A 15,539-nucleotide genomic window follows, 5' to 3' on the forward strand; every position below is an offset into this window, starting at 1 on the left:
GCCGGCGTAACAGATGTCGTGGACGCGGCACGCAAAAGCCCCCGTCCACCGCGCCAGGGGCACGATGGACGGGGGCCAAGGTCGGCGCCGTCAGCGGGTACGGCGGACCGATTCCTCCACGAGGTCGAGAACCGCGTGCAGATCGTCGGTCGCAGCGCCCGATGCCAGCCGGGTGGTGAGCCCGTCGAGGATGAGATCGAGATAGGCCACCAGAACGCGTGTGGGTAGGTCGTCGCGCAACCGTCCGGCTGTCCGCTGCCGCTCGAGGCGAGCCAGTGTGGCCGACTCGAGCTCGGCGGAACGTTCCTTCCAACCAGAACGAAACGCCGCGTCGGTGCGCAACTTACGGGCGATCTCCAGACGTGTTCCCAGCCAATCGAACTCCTCGGGATGGTTGAGCATGTCGCGCATCACCTGGACAAGACCTTCGTTCGCGGCCACGTCGGCCATCCGCTCGGCGTCCTCGTGTGCCAGCGCGAGGAAGAGCGCCTCCTTGTCCCGGAAGTGATGAAAAATCGCTCCTCGGGACAAGGAGGTTGCCTCCTCGAGCCGACGCACGGTGGCGCCGTCGTAACCGAACTCGGCAAAACAACGGCGCGCACCGTCGAGGATCTGACGTCGCCGGGCTTCCAGGTGGTCTTGGCTTACCTTGGGCACCCGCGGAGTCCTCTGGTCAGCTCTTGAGCATGCTGCGCAGGACGTACTGCAGGATACCGCCGTTACGGTAGTACTCCGCCTCACCCGGCGTGTCGATGCGAACCTTGGCATCGAACTCGATGGTGCTGCCGTCGTCCTTGGTGGCCGTCACCTTCACCGTCTGGGGAACGGTGCCGTTGTTGAGTTCTTCGATGCCGCTGATGTCGTACACCTCGGTGCCGTCCAGGCCGAGCGAGCCGTGTGACTCACCCTCGGGGAACTGCAGCGGGATGACGCCCATACCAATGAGATTCGACCGGTGGATACGTTCGAAGCTCTCGGTGATGACCGCACGCACACCGAGTAGCGAGGTGCCCTTGGCCGCCCAGTCACGAGACGATCCGGTGCCGTACTCCTTGCCGCCGAGCACCACCAGAGGGGTTTTCTCGGCCGCATAGTTCTGCGCAGCGTCGTAGATGAACGACTGCGGCGCACCGTCCTGGGTGAAGTCCCGGGTGTAGCCGCCGGAGACACCGTCGAGCAGCTGGTTCTGCAACCGGATGTTGCCGAACGTCGACCGGATCATCACCTCGTGGTTACCACGTCGGGCACCGAGCGAGTTGTAGTCCTTGCGCTCAACACCTTTGGAGTCCAGGTACTGGGCCGCCGGAGTGCCCGGCTTGATGGTGGATGCAGGGGAGATGTGGTCGGTGGTGACCGAATCGCCCAGCTTGGCCAACACACGTGCACCCTTGATGTCGGTGACGGGCGCGGGATCTCGCTGCATGCCCTCGAAGTACGGAGGCTTACGCACGTAGGTGGAATCCTCGTCCCACTCGAACGTCTTGCCGTCCGGGGTGGGCAGGTTCCGCCAGCGCTCGTCGCCCTTGAAGACGTCTGCGTAATCCGACGCGTACTGCTCGGGTGAGATCGAGTCCGTGATGGTCTGCTCGATCTCCTCACCCGAGGGCCAGATGTCCCTGAGGTAGACGGGGTTTCCGTCGGTGTCGTTGCCGAGGGGATCGGACTCGAAGTCGAAGTCCATCGTGCCCGCAAGTGCGTAGGCGATGACCAACGGCGGCGAGGCCAGGTAGTTCATCTTCACATCGGGGTTGATGCGACCCTCGAAGTTGCGGTTACCCGACAACACCGCGGTGGCGGTCAGGTCGTTCTCGTTGATGGCCTTGGAGATCGCCTCGGGCAGCGGGCCGGAGTTGCCGATACACGTGGTGCAGCCGTAGCCGACCAGGAAGAAGCCGAGCTTCTCCAGGTAAGGCCAGAGTCCGGCCTTCTCGTAGTAACCGGTGACGACCTGCGAACCCGGGGCCATCGATGTCTTCACCCACGGCTTGGACGTCAGGCCCTTTTCCACCGCGTTGCGGGCCAGGAGGCCGGCACCGAGCATCACCGACGGGTTCGAGGTGTTGGTGCAGCTGGTGATCGATGCGATCGAGACGATCCCGTGGTCCAGGATCATCTTGCCGTTCTCTGTTTCCACCTCCACCGGCTTGGTGGGCCGTCCCTCCGCGCCCTTGGCTGCGGAGAGGACCTCTTTCTGGCTCGCGGGCAGATCTGCGTCGTCGTCGGCGAACGAGAGCGTCGCCGGATCCGAGGCCGGGAACGTCTCTTCGACCGCTTCGTCGAGTTGCGTGTGGTGAGCGGAATCGCCGTTCTCGACGTAGTTGTAGATGTCCTTGCGGAATGCGGTCTTGGCATCCCACAGGCCGATGCGGTCCTGCGGACGCTTCGGTCCCGCGATCGAGGGGACAACCTCGTTGAGGTCGAGTTCGAGGTACTCGGAGAAGACCGGTTCGGTATCTGCGTCGAGCCACATGCCCTGCTCTTTGGCGTAGGCCTCGACGAGCGCGAGCTGCTCCTCGCTGCGGCCGGTGAGCCGTAGGTACTTCATGGTCTCTTCATCGATCGGGAACATCGCGCACGTGGAGCCGAACTCCGGGCTCATGTTGCCGATGGTGGCGCGGTTGGCCAGCGGGACCGCCGAGACACCCTTGCCGTAGAACTCGACGAACTTGCCGACCACGCCGTGCTTACGCAGCATCTCGGTGATGGTGAGCACCACGTCGGTGGCGGTCACGCCGGGCTTGGTCTCACCGGTCAGCTTGAAGCCGACCACGCGGGGGATGAGCATCGAGATGGGCTGGCCGAGCATGGCTGCCTCTGCCTCGATGCCACCGACGCCCCAGCCGAGAACGCCGAGGCCGTTCTCCATGGTGGTGTGCGAATCGGTGCCGACGCAGGTGTCGGGGTAGGCCTGCTGTACGCCGTCGGCGTTCGGCCGGACCATGATCGAGCGTGCGAGGTGCTCGATGTTGACCTGGTGCACGATGCCGGTGCCGGGCGGGACGACCTTGAAGTCGTCGAAGGCGCCCTGGCCCCAGCGCAGGAACTGGTAGCGCTCGCCGTTGCGCTGGTATTCGATGTCCACGTTGCGCTCGAAGGCCTGGGCGTTGCCGAAGGCCTCGATGATCACCGAGTGGTCGATCACCATTTCCGCCGGAGCGAGCGGGTTCACCTTGTTCGGGTCGCCGCCGAGCTCCTGGACGGCCTCACGCATGGTGGCGAGGTCGACGATGCACGGCACGCCGGTGAAGTCCTGCATGATCACGCGCGCAGGCGTGAACTGGATCTCGATGCTGGGGTCGGCGGTGGCGTCCCAGTTCGCGATCGCGGTGATGTGGTCTTTGGTGATGTTCGCGCCGTCCTCGGTGCGAAGCAGGTTCTCGGCGAGAACTTTGAGGGAGTAGGGGAGTTTGTCGGTTCCCTCGACAGCGTTCAGGCGGAAGATCTCGTACGAGTTCTCACCGACCGTCAGCGTGCCGCGGGCGCCAAAGGAATCGATACTCATCGCTTTACGTCAGCTCCACTCTTCGTGTTGTCGGCCGGCGGGGGCTGTGCCGGTCCGGATAGTTGTCGGCAACTTCACCGATCTGGACGCAAGCAGTGGGCTGCACCGCATGCGCTCTACCGACGATTCTAGCAGTACGAGCGTACTGGTAAAGCCGCCGGGTCGGTTCCGGGCATGTCCGGTGTGTCGGACAGGCGCGGTGATGCTGGGACTCCCCAATTGTGTCGTAATGTGCAGCCGTAGGTTGGCTTCTGCCAGCAATGCCCCCGATCCACAGATTCGGAGAACACGTGGCACCCACGCCGAGCTTGACCATCATCCCGCCGGACGTGAACCTGCCCGAGCTGCAGGCCGGACTGGCCGATGACGGAGTGGTGGCACCACCGGAGATGACCCCGCGAATCCTGCAGGTTGTCGCCGAGGCGAAGGACAAGGGCTACGACGTGCATTTCGTGGTGACGGACAAGGTGTATCCCCGGATTACCTACTACCGCGACATCGCCACCGAATTGCAGCAGGACACTGGCGGCACCGTCATCGTTCTCGGAGGCAATTACGTCGGTTCGGCAAGTGACGAGTTCAGCCGGGTGCAATTGGAACAGGCCACCGACAATCTGACGATTTCGAATCCTCCCGTCGCAGCCGAGCAGATGTTGGATCGGATGACCGAGCAGACCCAGGTTCCGTGGACCGTTGTCACGCTCGTGCTGATCGCCGTGGTGGCCGTGGGTGCGGTGGTGGCCCGCAAGCTGCAGTTGCGCAAGGGAACTCCCGCCGAGACCGATCCGGCCAATGCCGATACCGCCCCTGAAGCGTCGGCCACACCGCGCGCCGGCGACGGCTCTTCTGCCACCACCGTCTGAATTGACGCCAGAACTACACAAATGTAGTTCTGCGATATCCAATTTGTGACCTTCGGCATTGTCCGAGTTCACGGCGTTTCCGCAGGTAATGACGCTAATGTAATTTGTGACTGCTGTTTCCTTCGGGGTTCTTGTGGCGTACGGTTCCGTATGTCATCGGTGGTGCTAATGGGGAAGTTGATCACCATCGTGGCGATGGCCAGGTATGCCGCTGATTCGGCGGCGACCGGCGCAATGTCAGATCTGCGAGGGAGTTCTTTGTGAGGCGACGCACTGCATTCGGCATACGCCGTCGACCTTTTTCCGTGTCAACCCGACGGCGTGGTGGTGCCCGAACATCGGTGGCAGTCGCGTTTGTTGCGGCGGTCGCGGTGGGCTTCGGGCAGTTGTCCGCAGGGACAGCGGTCGCCGAGCCACCCAGCAGTGCCGACAAGATCGCCACACTGATCAATCAGATCGCCGATACAAATCAGAACCTGGTCAACCTGGACGGCGACGTCGCGGTGAAGCGCGAAGCGGTCAACCGCGCTCTCGTCGACCTCCAGAACGCCAGGGAAGCGCAGCGACTGGCGGCCATCGCCGTGCGTGGGGCCCAGGAGGCCCTACAGGGCGCGGCCGGCGCAATCGCCCTGGCGGAGACCGACTTCGACGGGTTCATCCGGAGTCTGTACACCCAGGGCAACAGCCAGGGATCGATGGCTGCATATCTCTCCGGTGATCCCGGTGCGGTCCTCGATCGCGCCTCGGTCATCGATCAGCTGAGCAAAGATCAGCAGGAGACGATCGACCGGCTGCAGCAGGCCCGCAACGAGGAGGCCAACCGTGCGGCCACCGCGCAGGCCACCGAACAACAGGCCTCGTTCGCCGCCACCACCGCCGAGAACCGCCAGGCCGACGCGCAGAGCGCGATCACCGAGGCCATGGAGGCAGTCAAAGCCGAGAACTCCCGGCGCCAGAAGCTGCAAGCCGATCGTGACGAGGCGCAGCGGCAGCTCGAGGCGCTCCGAGGACAGCCGACGCCTGTCACCTCACCGGGTGCACCGGGCTCGATCCTGCCCGATCAGCAGGCCGCGATCGAGGACGAGGCGCATCAGGCTGCGTTGCGTGCTGCGGCCGATGCGGCAGGCAAGCTGGCGCTGAACACCAGCCAGCAGATGCTCGCTGCGCTGGTCGGATCTTTGACCCCGCCGCACACCGACATCGATGAGCCGACGACGCCGACCACTCCGGTCGATCCGACCACTCCGACCACCCCGGTCGACCCGACCGATCCGACCACCCCTGTCGACCCCACCACCCCGACTGAGCCCACCACGCCGACGACCCCGGGACCGGGGACGGTCGACCCGGGCGCTGAAGGCCCCGCTGCGGTGGAAATCGTGGTCAACCGCGCGATGTCGCAGCTGGGTGTGAGCTATTCGTGGGGTGGTGGTGACGCGAATGGCCCCACCCTCGGTATCCGTGACGGCGGCGTGGCCGACTCGTACGGCGACTACAACAAGGTGGGCTTCGACTGCTCCGGGCTGATGATCTACGCATTCGCCGGCATCGGGATCTCGCTTCCGCACTACACGGGTTATCAGTACACGTCGGGTCCGCAGTTCCCGCTCTCGGAGATGCAGCGCGGCGACATGATCTTCTACGGGCCCAACGCGAGCCAGCACGTCGCCCTCTACCTCGGGGACAACACGATGATCGAGGCGCCGCAGTCGGGTGACGTCGTGAAGATCTCGCCGTTGCGGACCAGCGGAGCGATGCCCTACGTGGTGCGGCTCGCCTGATCTGATCGATCCAGCCCGGCCCGGGGCCGCATGTCGACCCGCCGCAGATGCCGGACGTGGCTGGCTCCACCGGCGGCCCAGTACCCTCGGTGCAGTCAGTACAACGATCGAACAGACCCCGGAGGGTATCGGTGACCTCAGCGCAGGACGACAGCAAGACCTCGGCAGAGGAATTCAAGCTCACGCAGTCCGACGTCGCCTTGCTCGAGAAGGCGATGTTCGAGGTCAAGAGGGTCATCGTCGGTCAGGACCGCCTGGTCGAACGCATCCTGGTCGGTCTCCTCGCCCGCGGTCACATCTTGCTCGAAGGTGTACCGGGTGTGGCGAAGACCCTTGCAGTCGAGACGTACGCGACTGTCATCGGTGGCAGCTTCTCGCGAGTGCAGTTCACCCCCGACCTGGTGCCCACCGACCTCATCGGTACCCGTATCTATCGCCAGGGTCGTGAAGAGTTCGACACCGAACTCGGGCCTGTGGTGGCCAATTTCCTGCTCGCCGACGAGATCAACCGTGCACCCGCGAAGGTGCAGTCGGCGCTCCTGGAGGTGATGGCCGAGCGGCATGTCTCCATCGGCGGCACCACCTATCCGATGCCCGACCCGTTCCTGGTGATGGCGACGCAGAACCCCATCGAGAACGAGGGCGTGTACCCGCTGCCCGAGGCGCAGCGCGACCGGTTCCTGTTCAAGATCCTGGTCGACTACCCGGCGGTCGAGGAAGAACGCGAGATCGTCTATCGGATGGGCAACGTCCCACCGAAGGCATCCCGCGTTCTCGACGCCGAGACGATGGTCCGGCTGCAGAACACCGCAGCGAATGTCTTTGTGCATCACGCCCTGGTCGACTATGTGGTCCGCGTGATCAACGCGACCCGGCGACCGGCCGAACTCGGCATGCACGATGTCGCGGGATGGCTGGCATACGGCGCCTCCCCACGCGCCACGCTGGGCATCGTTGCGGCCTCGCGCGCACTCGCGCTGGTTCGTGGCCGCGACTACGTGATTCCCCAGGACGTCGTCGAGCTCATTCCCGACGTGCTCCGCCACCGGTTGGTACTCAGTTACGACGCGCTGGCCGACGAGGTGGATGCCGATGCCGTCATCACCCGCGTGTTGCAGACGGTCGGTCTGCCCCAGGTCAGCGCGCAGCCGCTGGCCACCCCGCCCACCGTTGGTGGACAGGCCCCGCCGCAGCAGTCGCCACAGCAAGGCCAACAGCCGTATTCGCAGGGGCCTGGTCCTCTGACCAAACCTGCTGCCGCGCAAGCCAACCCGGCGCAGGGCAACCAGTCGCACTATGGCGGATAACAGCACGCTCCCGTCGTTCGGCGGCGGTACCCTCGAGGACCCCAAGCTGACCGCAGCACTCAAGACCCTGGAGATCGTGGTTCGCCGCAAACTCGACGGGGTGCTGCAGGGTGAACACCTCGGGCTCATCCCAGGACCGGGGACCGAGCCGGGGGAGGCCCGCGAGTACCAGCCCGGCGACGACGTACGCCGGATGGATTGGTCGGTGACGGCCCGGACAACCCATGCTCACGTCCGTCAGATGGTGGCCGATCGCGAACTCGAGACCTGGCTTGTCGTCGACATGTCGGCGAGCCTGGACTTCGGCACGGTCAACACCACCAAACGTGACCTGGCCGTGGCGGCGTGTGCGGCCATCGCCCACCTCACGCTGGGCGGAGGTAACCGGTTGGGCGCGGTGGTGTGCACCGGCGATCAGGTGGTGCGAATCCCGGCCCGCGGTGGCCGGGCCCACGCTTTGAACACCCTCAAGACCATCGGCACCACCACCCGCGCGAACGACGGTGTCCGCGGCGACCTGTTCGCCGGCATCGACGCCTTGCGCAGGCCCGAACGACGCCGTGGGCTGGCCGTGGTGGTCAGCGACTTCCTCGGGCCGATCAACTGGGACCGCCCACTGCGGGCAGTGTCCGGTCACCACGATGTCCTCGGTGTCGAGATCCTCGATCCGCGCGACATGGAATTGCCTGCGGTGGGTGAGGTGGTGCTGCGCGACGCCGAATCGGGACAGATCCGCGAACTGACGATCACCGACAAGGTGCGGGCCGATTTCGCCAGAGCCGCCGAAGACCACCGGATGGCGGTGCAGCGCGCGTTGAGGCAGTGTGGCGCACCGACATTGGCGTTGCGCACCGACCGCGACTGGATCGCCGACGTCGTACGATTCATCGCGCAGCGGAGGCGGGGAATGAACGCGGGGGCCACCCGATGAGCTGGTTCGACTTCGCGTCCCCCTGGTGGCTGCTGATCATCCTCGTGGTGGCCGCGGTGGTGGCCGGCTACATCTACATGCAGCGGCGACGGCAGAACCGCGCCCTGAAGTTCGCCAATCTGGATCTGCTGAACACGGTCGCCCCACAGACCCGCAACCGGACGCAGCACATTCCGATCGTGCTGATGGTGATCGCCCTGCTCGTGCTGACGGTGGCGATGGCCGGTCCTCAGGCCGACCGAAAAGTGCCGCGTAACAAGGCCACCGTGATGCTTGTCATCGACGTGTCCCGATCGATGGACGCCACCGACGTGGCCCCGTCGCGGCTCAAGGCTGCTCAAGAGGCCGGTAAGAAGTTCGCGGACGAACTCACCGAGGGCATCAACCTGGGGTTGATCTCGTACGCCGGAACGGCCACCACTCTGGTGTCGCCGACACCTGACCGTGCCGCCACCAAAGACGCGATCGACAAATTGCGCCTCGACGACAAGACCGCCACCGGCGAAGGCATCCTCGCCGCGGTCACGCAGATCAAGACCCTCAATGCCGTGCTCGGCGGCGACAAGGGCGCTCCGCCCGCGCAGGTGGTGTTGCTCTCGGACGGCAAGGAAACGGTGCCCGACGACCCCGACGACCCCCGCGGAGCTTTCACCGCGGCCCGTAAGGCGAAAGAGGACCGAATTCCGGTCAACACCATTTCGTTCGGAACCCGCGGCGGCACAGTCGAACTGGAAGGCGACCGGATCCCGGTACCCGTCGACGACGATTCACTCCGCAAGATCGCGCAGTTGTCGGAGGGCAAGTTCTTCACCGCCTCGAGTCTCGATGAGCTCAACCAGGTCTACGGCAATCTCCAGGATCAGATCGGTTACGAGACCCGGCGAGGCGACGCGTCCCGCCCGTGGCTGATCGCCGGCACGCTGCTCGTACTCCTCGCGGTCGGCAGTGCCGTGGCGATCAACCGGCGCCTGCCCTGATGGGACCACGTACACCTCCACCGACAACAAGGCGATAGGTTGACCGTCATGGCTGACAGCAACGAACAGGTGTCCCGATCGGTTCTGGTGACCGGGGGCAACCGTGGAATCGGATTGGCGATCGCGCAGCGGCTGGCCGCGGATGGGCACAAAGTGGCCGTCACACACCGTGGTTCGGGCGCGCCCGAGGGCTTGTTCGGCGTCGAATGCGACGTCACCGACACCGAATCGATCACCCGGGCCTTCGCGGCCATCGAGGAACACCAGGGTCCGGTGGAGGTGCTGGTCTCCAATGCCGGTGTCACCGACGACACCCTGCTGATGCGGATGACCGAGGAGCAGTTCGAGAGGGTCGTGGACGCCAACCTCACCGGTTCGTTCCGCGTCGCCAAGGCCGCCTGCCGGTCCATGCTGCGCAAGCGATTCGGCCGCTTCATCTTCCTGGGATCCGCGGTGGCGATGATGGGGACCCCCGGCCAGATCAACTACGCGTCTTCCAAGGCGGGACTGATCGGCATGGCCCGATCGCTCACCCGTGAACTCGGATCTCGTTCGATCACCGCCAATGTCGTGGCGCCCGGACTGATCGACACCGACATGACCGCCGAACTACCGGCCGAATACAAGGAACAGGCCGTGAAGCTGATCCCCGCGGCGCGCGTCGGTAGGCCGGAAGAAGTGGCCGCCGTGGTGAGCTGGCTGGCGTCCGACGATTCGGCGTACGTGTCCGGTGCCGTGATCCCTGTCGACGGCGGTCTGGGCATGGGCCACTGACCGTCTGACCTGTAACAGCCCACATCCAAAGCAAGGGAGCACCAGTGAGCGGACTTCTCGACGGCAAGACCATCCTGATCACCGGGATCATCACCGATTCCTCGATCGCGTTCCACGCGGCAGCAATGGCGCAGGAGCAGGGCGCGCGAGTCATCATCACCGGATTCGACCGCCTGCGGTTGATCGACCGGATCGCTCAGCGACTCCCCAAGGAGGTCCCTCCCGCCGTGGAGCTCGACATCACCGACGAGGAGCACCTGGGCACGCTGGCCGACCGGCTCAAAGAGCTTGCGCCCGAGGGTATCGACGGTGTGCTGCACTCGATCGCCTTCGCGCCGAGGACCCTGATGGGCCCCGAGGCCAAGCCGTTCCTGGAAGGTCCCGGCCCCGATGCAGCGCAGTCGTTCCAGGTGTCTGCCTGGAGTTATGCCGCACTCGCGCGAGCAGTTCTGCCTGCGATGAACGAGGGTGGCTCGATCGTGGGGATGGATTTCGACCCGCGCACGGCGATGCCCTACTACAACTGGATGGGTGTGGCCAAGGCCGCGCTCGAATCGGTGAATCGGTATGTGGCGCGTGAGGTGGGCGAGGCCAAGCGGATCCGCTCCAACCTGGTGGCCGCAGGCCCCATCAAAACCCTTGCCGCCAAGGCGATCGCGGGTACGGCCACCGGCGACGCCAAGAAGCTCAACCAGCTCAACGAGTACTGGGATGGTGCGTCGCCGATCGGCTGGGACGTCGATGACGCCACCGTTGTGGCGAAGTCGATCTGCGCGCTGCTGTCGGACTGGCTGCCGGGCACGACCGGGTCGATCGTCTACGTCGACGGCGGGGCCAGCCACAACACCTGGTTCCCGGAAGACATGTAGGTCCACCGGATGAGCGCAGACTTCGATGCTGTTCTGGTGTTGTCCTTCGGTGGGCCCGACAAGCCCGCCGACGTACGGCCGTTCCTCGAGAACGTCACGCGCGGTAGGGGTGTGCCACCGGAACGGCTCGACGAGGTCGCCGAGCACTACTACCACTTCGGCGGTGTGTCTCCGATCAATGCGCTCAACCGCGACCTGATCGCCTCGTTGGAAACCGAACTCGCGCGGTCGGGCATCGATCTACCCGTCTATTTCGGCAACCGCAACTGGCACCCGATGATCGAGGACACGCTCGCGCGCATCCACTCGGACGGGCACCGTCGGGTGCTGGTGTTCCCGACGTCGGCGTGGGGCGGGTATTCGGGCTGCCGACAGTACGATGAGGACATCGCCCGTGCCCTGGACTCGCTGGGGCCGGATGCGGATTCGATGGTGCTGCGCAAACTGCCACACTTCTGGAATCACCCGGCGATGACAGCTGCGTGCGCCGACGCGATCCGCGTTTCCGTCGGACGTCTCCCGGAAGACAAACGGGATGACGTACGGCTGATCTTCACCGCCCACTCGATCCCCGACTCGGCCGACAAGGCGGCCGGCCCGCCCGAGGACGGGGGACGGCTCTACAGCAAGCAGGTCGCCCAGGCGTCCCGATTGGCCGCGGCCGCTGCGGGTTTCGACGTTTACGACCAGGTCTGGCAGTCGCGCTCGGGACCACCCCAGATCCCGTGGCTGGATCCTGATATCTGCGACCATCTGGAAGACGTTGCAGCCCAGGGTGTTCCATCGGTGATCGTGTGCCCGATCGGGTTCGTGTCAGACCATCTCGAAGTGCTCTGGGATCTGGACAACGAAGGCAAGGACAAAGCCGGCGAACTCGGGCTGACGTACGAGCGAGCCGCCACCGTCGGCACCGATCCGCGGTTCATCTCCATGATCGTCTCGCTGATCAGCGAGCAGCTTGCCGGGGAAGTGCCGTTTCGGCCGGGGATGACCGAGAACGGTTCTCCCTGTGCGCAGGGATGTTGCGCGCCGGTGCGACGGCCCGCCTGACCTCAGACCCGGTTGTTCGACAACAACTCTGAGATCACTGCATTGGTCGCACTCATCCGGGCCACCCGGACGGTGCGGGCGAGATCACGGAGGGCTGAATCGCCGGTCTGCTGTTCGCCGACGCTGTACCCGAAATCGGGGGCCGCGTGCTGCGCCACGGAGAGAATGGCCGCCACGTGTGCCGCCTGTTCGAGGATGCGTTCCGCGCGCGCATTGACTCCCGGTGGCAACTGCTGAGCCGCCAGCCGGGTCAGTTCTGCGACCTTCTTGCGAGGGTCGGTCAATGAATCCGTTGCCGTCGATCGTGGCATCCGCAAGCCGTCCAGAAGGTCGGCGGCAGAGCGGATACCCTCCCGTAGGTCGTATTCGACGGCGCCGAGGGAATGGATGACGGGGATCATCGCCGTCTCGACGGTGTGCACACCCCAGCCGATCGTGTACCGGTCGAGCCGGCGGGGGACGAGGGCATACCTTCCGGGGACGACGAGGAGTTCACCCGACTCGAGTGCTGCGTTGGTGATCGGTCCGCGAGGCGGCAAGCCGAGCATGTCGCCGGGAGCCACGAGCAGTACCGCCAGTCCCTGCGTCGAGCTGCCACCTCGAACGAGCCGCAGCAGGGCGTCGCTCTCCTCACCTCGGGGGTCGAGTGAAAGCGATTGCGCCGCAATGGCATCAGCAGCCAGTACGCGATGTCGCGCGCTCCACCAACCGAGGACGTCGAGTAGGTCGTCGGGGGAGCATCGGCCCGACTGCCAGGCTGCACCCCACGCACCCAGAGCGCTGCTCACGCCCTGCGTGTCGGTCGGGTATTCGAAATCCGCGTCAGTCATCGTGCTTCCTGGTTGCTGTTCTGCGAGCCACGCTCAGCCCGTTCACCCGGCCACTTTAGCGCCGAAAACGGGTACGCGGCGTGCCTGGCGGAATGCACCCGGAACGGGCCCTAACGTGGTGGCGGTGAACAGCACTGGACCACATCACCGAGTCCCGGATCGTTACGGTCGCGATGTACTCTCCGAGCCCCGGCGGCCCACTCGCCCGGCGGTTCCCGAGGTGAAGGCCGAACGGGACCTGGTCGTCGAGGACGCTGCCAGCGGATTCTGCGGTGCGGTGGTCGGTTTCGAACGCAGTTACGACGGGGAGTTCGTGCGGTTGGAAGACCGGCGAGGATTGACCCGGATCTTTGCATTGCGCCCCGCAGCATTCCTCATCGATGGGTCACCGGTGACCCTGGTCAAACCCGTTCAAAAGGCGCCTGGGGCGCCGGCCCGCACGGCCTCGGGTTCCGTGGCTCCGGTCAGCAGGAGAGCCCGCGTGGCCCGCGCCAGCAGGTTGTTCGTCGAAGGTGTGCACGACGCTGCATTGATGGAACGCATCTGGGGTGATGACCTGCGGGTGGAAGGTGTGGTGGTCGCCAGCCTCGACGGCCTCGACAATCTGGATGAAGCCCTCGCCGAGTTCGGGCCCGGGCCGACCCGGCGGGCGGGTGTCCTGGTCGACCACCTCGTCGCCGGATCGAAGGAATCGCGGCTCACCGAACGTGTCGGTCCGCATGTGCTGGTCTGCGGGCACCCCTACATCGATGTGTGGGAGGCGGTGAAACCGGCAGCGGTCGGCATCAGTGCGTGGCCGAAGATCCCGCGCGGGATCGACTGGAAGACAGGGGTGTGCAACGAACTGGGCTGGGGTTCGCCACGCGACGGTTGGCGCAAGGTGAACAGCTCGGTGTCGAGTTTCCGGGACATCGAGGTGCCGCTCATCCGCGCAGTGGAGGAACTGATCGACTTCGTCACCGCTGTCGACTCCTAGAGCCGCACCGACCGGTGGTGTGCATGGCAAACTGGGGGAATGGGCGCACTCCTCTGGTTGGTCGCCGGATTGATCCTGATCGGCGCCGAGACCCTCAGTGGTGATCTGATCCTGCTCATGCTGGCCGGTGGTGCGCTTTCGGCCGCGGGTGTCAGCGCAGTGTTCGACCCCCCGTTGTGGGTGGACGGGGTTGTCTTCGCGGTGGTGTCCCTGCTCCTGCTCTTCGCCGTACGCCCGGTCGCGCGCAGGCATATGTTCACCCGCCCCCGCCTTGCCACCAACACCGAGGCACTCGTGGGCCGACAGGCCCTGGTGATCACACCGGTGGACGAACGTAGTGGACAGGTCAAGTTCAGTGGCGAGGTCTGGTCAGCCCGCGCAGCCACTCCCGGTGACCACTTCTCCGAGGGCGAATCGGTGACGGTACTCGAGATCGACGGTCCGACCGCCGTCGTGTGGAAAGGATGAACGCCGTGATCGTCGGACTCATCATCATCGCCGTCCTCGTGCTGGTGGTCGGGGTGATCCTCGTCAAGTCCATCGCGCTGATCCCGCAGGCCGAGGCGGCGGTGATCGAACGCCTTGGCCGCTACACCAAAACGGTGTCAGGTCAGCTGACATTGCTGGTGCCGTTTGTCGACCGCATCCGCGCCCGGATCGATCTGCGAGAACGCGTGGTGTCGTTTGCCCCGCAACCCGTCATCACCGAGGACAACCTGACCGTTCTGATCGACACCGTCGTGTATTTCCAGGTCACCGTGCCGCAGGCGGCGGTGTACGAGATCAACGACTACATCGTCGGCGTCGAACAGTTGGCCACCACGACGCTGCGCAACGTCGTCGGTGGGATGACCCTCGAAGAAACGCTGACCTCACGAGACTCCATCAACGCGCAGTTGCGCGGAGTCCTGGACGAGGCGACCAGCCGCTGGGGGCTGCGCGTGGCTCGGGTCGAACTCAAGAGCATCCTCCCGCCGCCGTCCATCCAGGAGTCGATGGAAAAACAGATGAAGGCCGACCGGGAGAAGCGGGCCACAATTCTGACGGCTGAGGGCCAGCGGGAATCGGCGATCAAGACCGCCGAGGGCAACAAGCAGAGTCAGATCCTCTACGCCGAAGGCGCCAAGGCGGCCGCCATCCTGACCGCGGAGGGCGAACGGCAGTCACGGATCCTGCAGGCGCAGGGCGACCGCGCCGCTTCGTACCTCCGCGCCGAAGGTGAAGCCAAGTCGATCCAGAAGGTCTTTGCCGCGATCAAAGCCGCAAAACCGACCCCGGAACTGCTGGCTTACCAGTATCTCCAGCAACTACCGGAGATGGCCAAGGGCGAAGCCAGCAAGGTGTGGGTGGTTCCGAGTGACTTCGGTTCGGCGCTAGAGGGATTCGCGAGATCATTCGGTGTCCAGTCCGATGACGGGGTGTTCCGGTACGAGCCGCCCGCCGACGACGGCAGCGCCCAGCCGGACGACACCGACATGTCCAGCTGGTTCGAAACCGCAGCCGACCCCAAGGTGGCCCAGGCCGTCGCCGAGGCCGAGGCAGTGGCTCGCAAGCCGGTCGATGACGACCCGCTCCTGACCCGGCCGCGCACGGATCCGGGCACCGATCAGGCTGGGGCATCGGACCAGCCCGACTGGCAGACGCCGGCAATCGACCCCGGCAGGGTTGAGCACTAGCTC

14 protein-coding genes are annotated in these 15,539 nt (G+C 65.2%); 11 read left to right on the forward strand and 3 right to left on the reverse strand.

Annotation, left to right across the window (positions count from 1 at the left end; translation table 11 throughout):
- Nucleotides 1-90: 90 nt before the first annotated feature.
- Both KXR83_RS10595 and KXR83_RS10600 read right to left on the reverse strand, forming a co-directional pair.
- Nucleotides 91-657 (reverse strand): TetR/AcrR family transcriptional regulator, encoded by a 567-nt coding sequence (locus KXR83_RS10595; RefSeq protein WP_023959339.1) that lies wholly within the window; start codon nt 655-657, stop codon nt 91-93.
- A gap of 16 nt (nt 658-673) precedes the next feature.
- A complete protein-coding gene (locus tag KXR83_RS10600) occupies nt 674-3,502 on the reverse strand; it encodes an aconitate hydratase (RefSeq protein WP_437424790.1) in 2,829 nt (942 codons plus the stop codon).
- Between the two features lie 290 nt (nt 3,503-3,792).
- Between KXR83_RS10600 and KXR83_RS10605 the strand changes: the two genes are divergently transcribed.
- From KXR83_RS10605 to KXR83_RS10640, 8 genes are all read left to right on the forward strand, one after another.
- Complete coding sequence (locus KXR83_RS10605) at nt 3,793-4,365, forward strand: Rv1476 family membrane protein (RefSeq protein WP_437424791.1); 573 nt, start codon at nt 3,793-3,795, stop codon at nt 4,363-4,365.
- 260 nt (nt 4,366-4,625) lie between these two features.
- Nucleotides 4,626-6,146, forward strand: a complete 1,521-nt coding sequence (locus KXR83_RS10610) for an NlpC/P60 family protein (protein ID WP_437424792.1) — start codon at nt 4,626-4,628, stop codon at nt 6,144-6,146.
- Nucleotides 6,147-6,193: 47 nt separating this feature from the next.
- Nucleotides 6,194-7,453, forward strand: a complete 1,260-nt coding sequence (locus KXR83_RS10615; protein WP_437424793.1) for an AAA family ATPase — start codon at nt 6,194-6,196, stop codon at nt 7,451-7,453.
- Nucleotides 7,443-8,384, forward strand: coding sequence for a DUF58 domain-containing protein (locus tag KXR83_RS10620; protein WP_437424794.1), 942 nt, complete (start codon nt 7,443-7,445; stop codon nt 8,382-8,384). The genes KXR83_RS10615 and KXR83_RS10620 overlap by 11 nt, the downstream gene beginning before the upstream one ends.
- Complete coding sequence (locus tag KXR83_RS10625; protein ID WP_030163041.1) at nt 8,381-9,361, forward strand: VWA domain-containing protein; 981 nt, start codon at nt 8,381-8,383, stop codon at nt 9,359-9,361. The genes KXR83_RS10620 and KXR83_RS10625 overlap by 4 nt, the downstream gene beginning before the upstream one ends.
- 48 nt (nt 9,362-9,409) lie before the next feature.
- Entirely contained in the window at nt 9,410-10,135 is a 726-nt protein-coding gene (fabG1, locus tag KXR83_RS10630) for a 3-oxoacyl-ACP reductase FabG1 (RefSeq protein WP_317714056.1), read from the forward strand.
- A 44-nt stretch (nt 10,136-10,179) separates the two neighbouring features.
- Nucleotides 10,180-11,004 carry an NADH-dependent enoyl-ACP reductase InhA gene (gene inhA, locus KXR83_RS10635; RefSeq protein WP_030163033.1) on the forward strand — a complete coding sequence of 275 codons (825 nt, stop codon included), beginning with the start codon at nt 10,180-10,182 and terminating at the stop codon, nt 11,002-11,004.
- Nucleotides 11,005-11,013: 9 nt separating this feature from the next.
- Entirely contained in the window at nt 11,014-12,054 is a 1,041-nt protein-coding gene (locus KXR83_RS10640; protein WP_437424795.1) for a ferrochelatase, read from the forward strand.
- 2 nt (nt 12,055-12,056) lie between these two features.
- Here KXR83_RS10640 and KXR83_RS10645 read toward each other — a convergent pair whose 3' ends face one another.
- Nucleotides 12,057-12,884 carry a hypothetical protein gene (locus KXR83_RS10645; protein WP_437424796.1) on the reverse strand — a complete coding sequence of 276 codons (828 nt, stop codon included), beginning with the start codon at nt 12,882-12,884 and terminating at the stop codon, nt 12,057-12,059.
- Nucleotides 12,885-13,002: 118 nt separating this feature from the next.
- Between KXR83_RS10645 and KXR83_RS10650 the strand changes: the two genes are divergently transcribed.
- Genes KXR83_RS10650 through KXR83_RS10660 form a run of 3 tightly spaced genes read left to right on the forward strand, consistent with a single transcriptional unit; the run spans nt 13,003 to nt 15,536 of the window.
- Nucleotides 13,003-13,860, forward strand: coding sequence for a DUF3097 domain-containing protein (locus KXR83_RS10650; protein WP_437424951.1), 858 nt, complete (start codon nt 13,003-13,005; stop codon nt 13,858-13,860).
- A gap of 39 nt (nt 13,861-13,899) precedes the next feature.
- Complete coding sequence (locus tag KXR83_RS10655) at nt 13,900-14,328, forward strand: NfeD family protein (RefSeq protein WP_437424797.1); 429 nt, start codon at nt 13,900-13,902, stop codon at nt 14,326-14,328.
- Nucleotides 14,325-15,536, forward strand: a complete 1,212-nt coding sequence (locus tag KXR83_RS10660) for an SPFH domain-containing protein (protein ID WP_437424798.1) — start codon at nt 14,325-14,327, stop codon at nt 15,534-15,536. Before KXR83_RS10655 ends, KXR83_RS10660 begins: the two co-directional genes overlap by 4 nt.
- The last annotated feature ends 3 nt before the right edge of the window (nt 15,537-15,539 follow it).

The sequence above is a fragment of the Williamsia muralis genome, from assembly GCF_051487485.1.
Taxonomy (GTDB): domain Bacteria; phylum Actinomycetota; class Actinomycetes; order Mycobacteriales; family Mycobacteriaceae; genus Williamsia; species Williamsia muralis_B.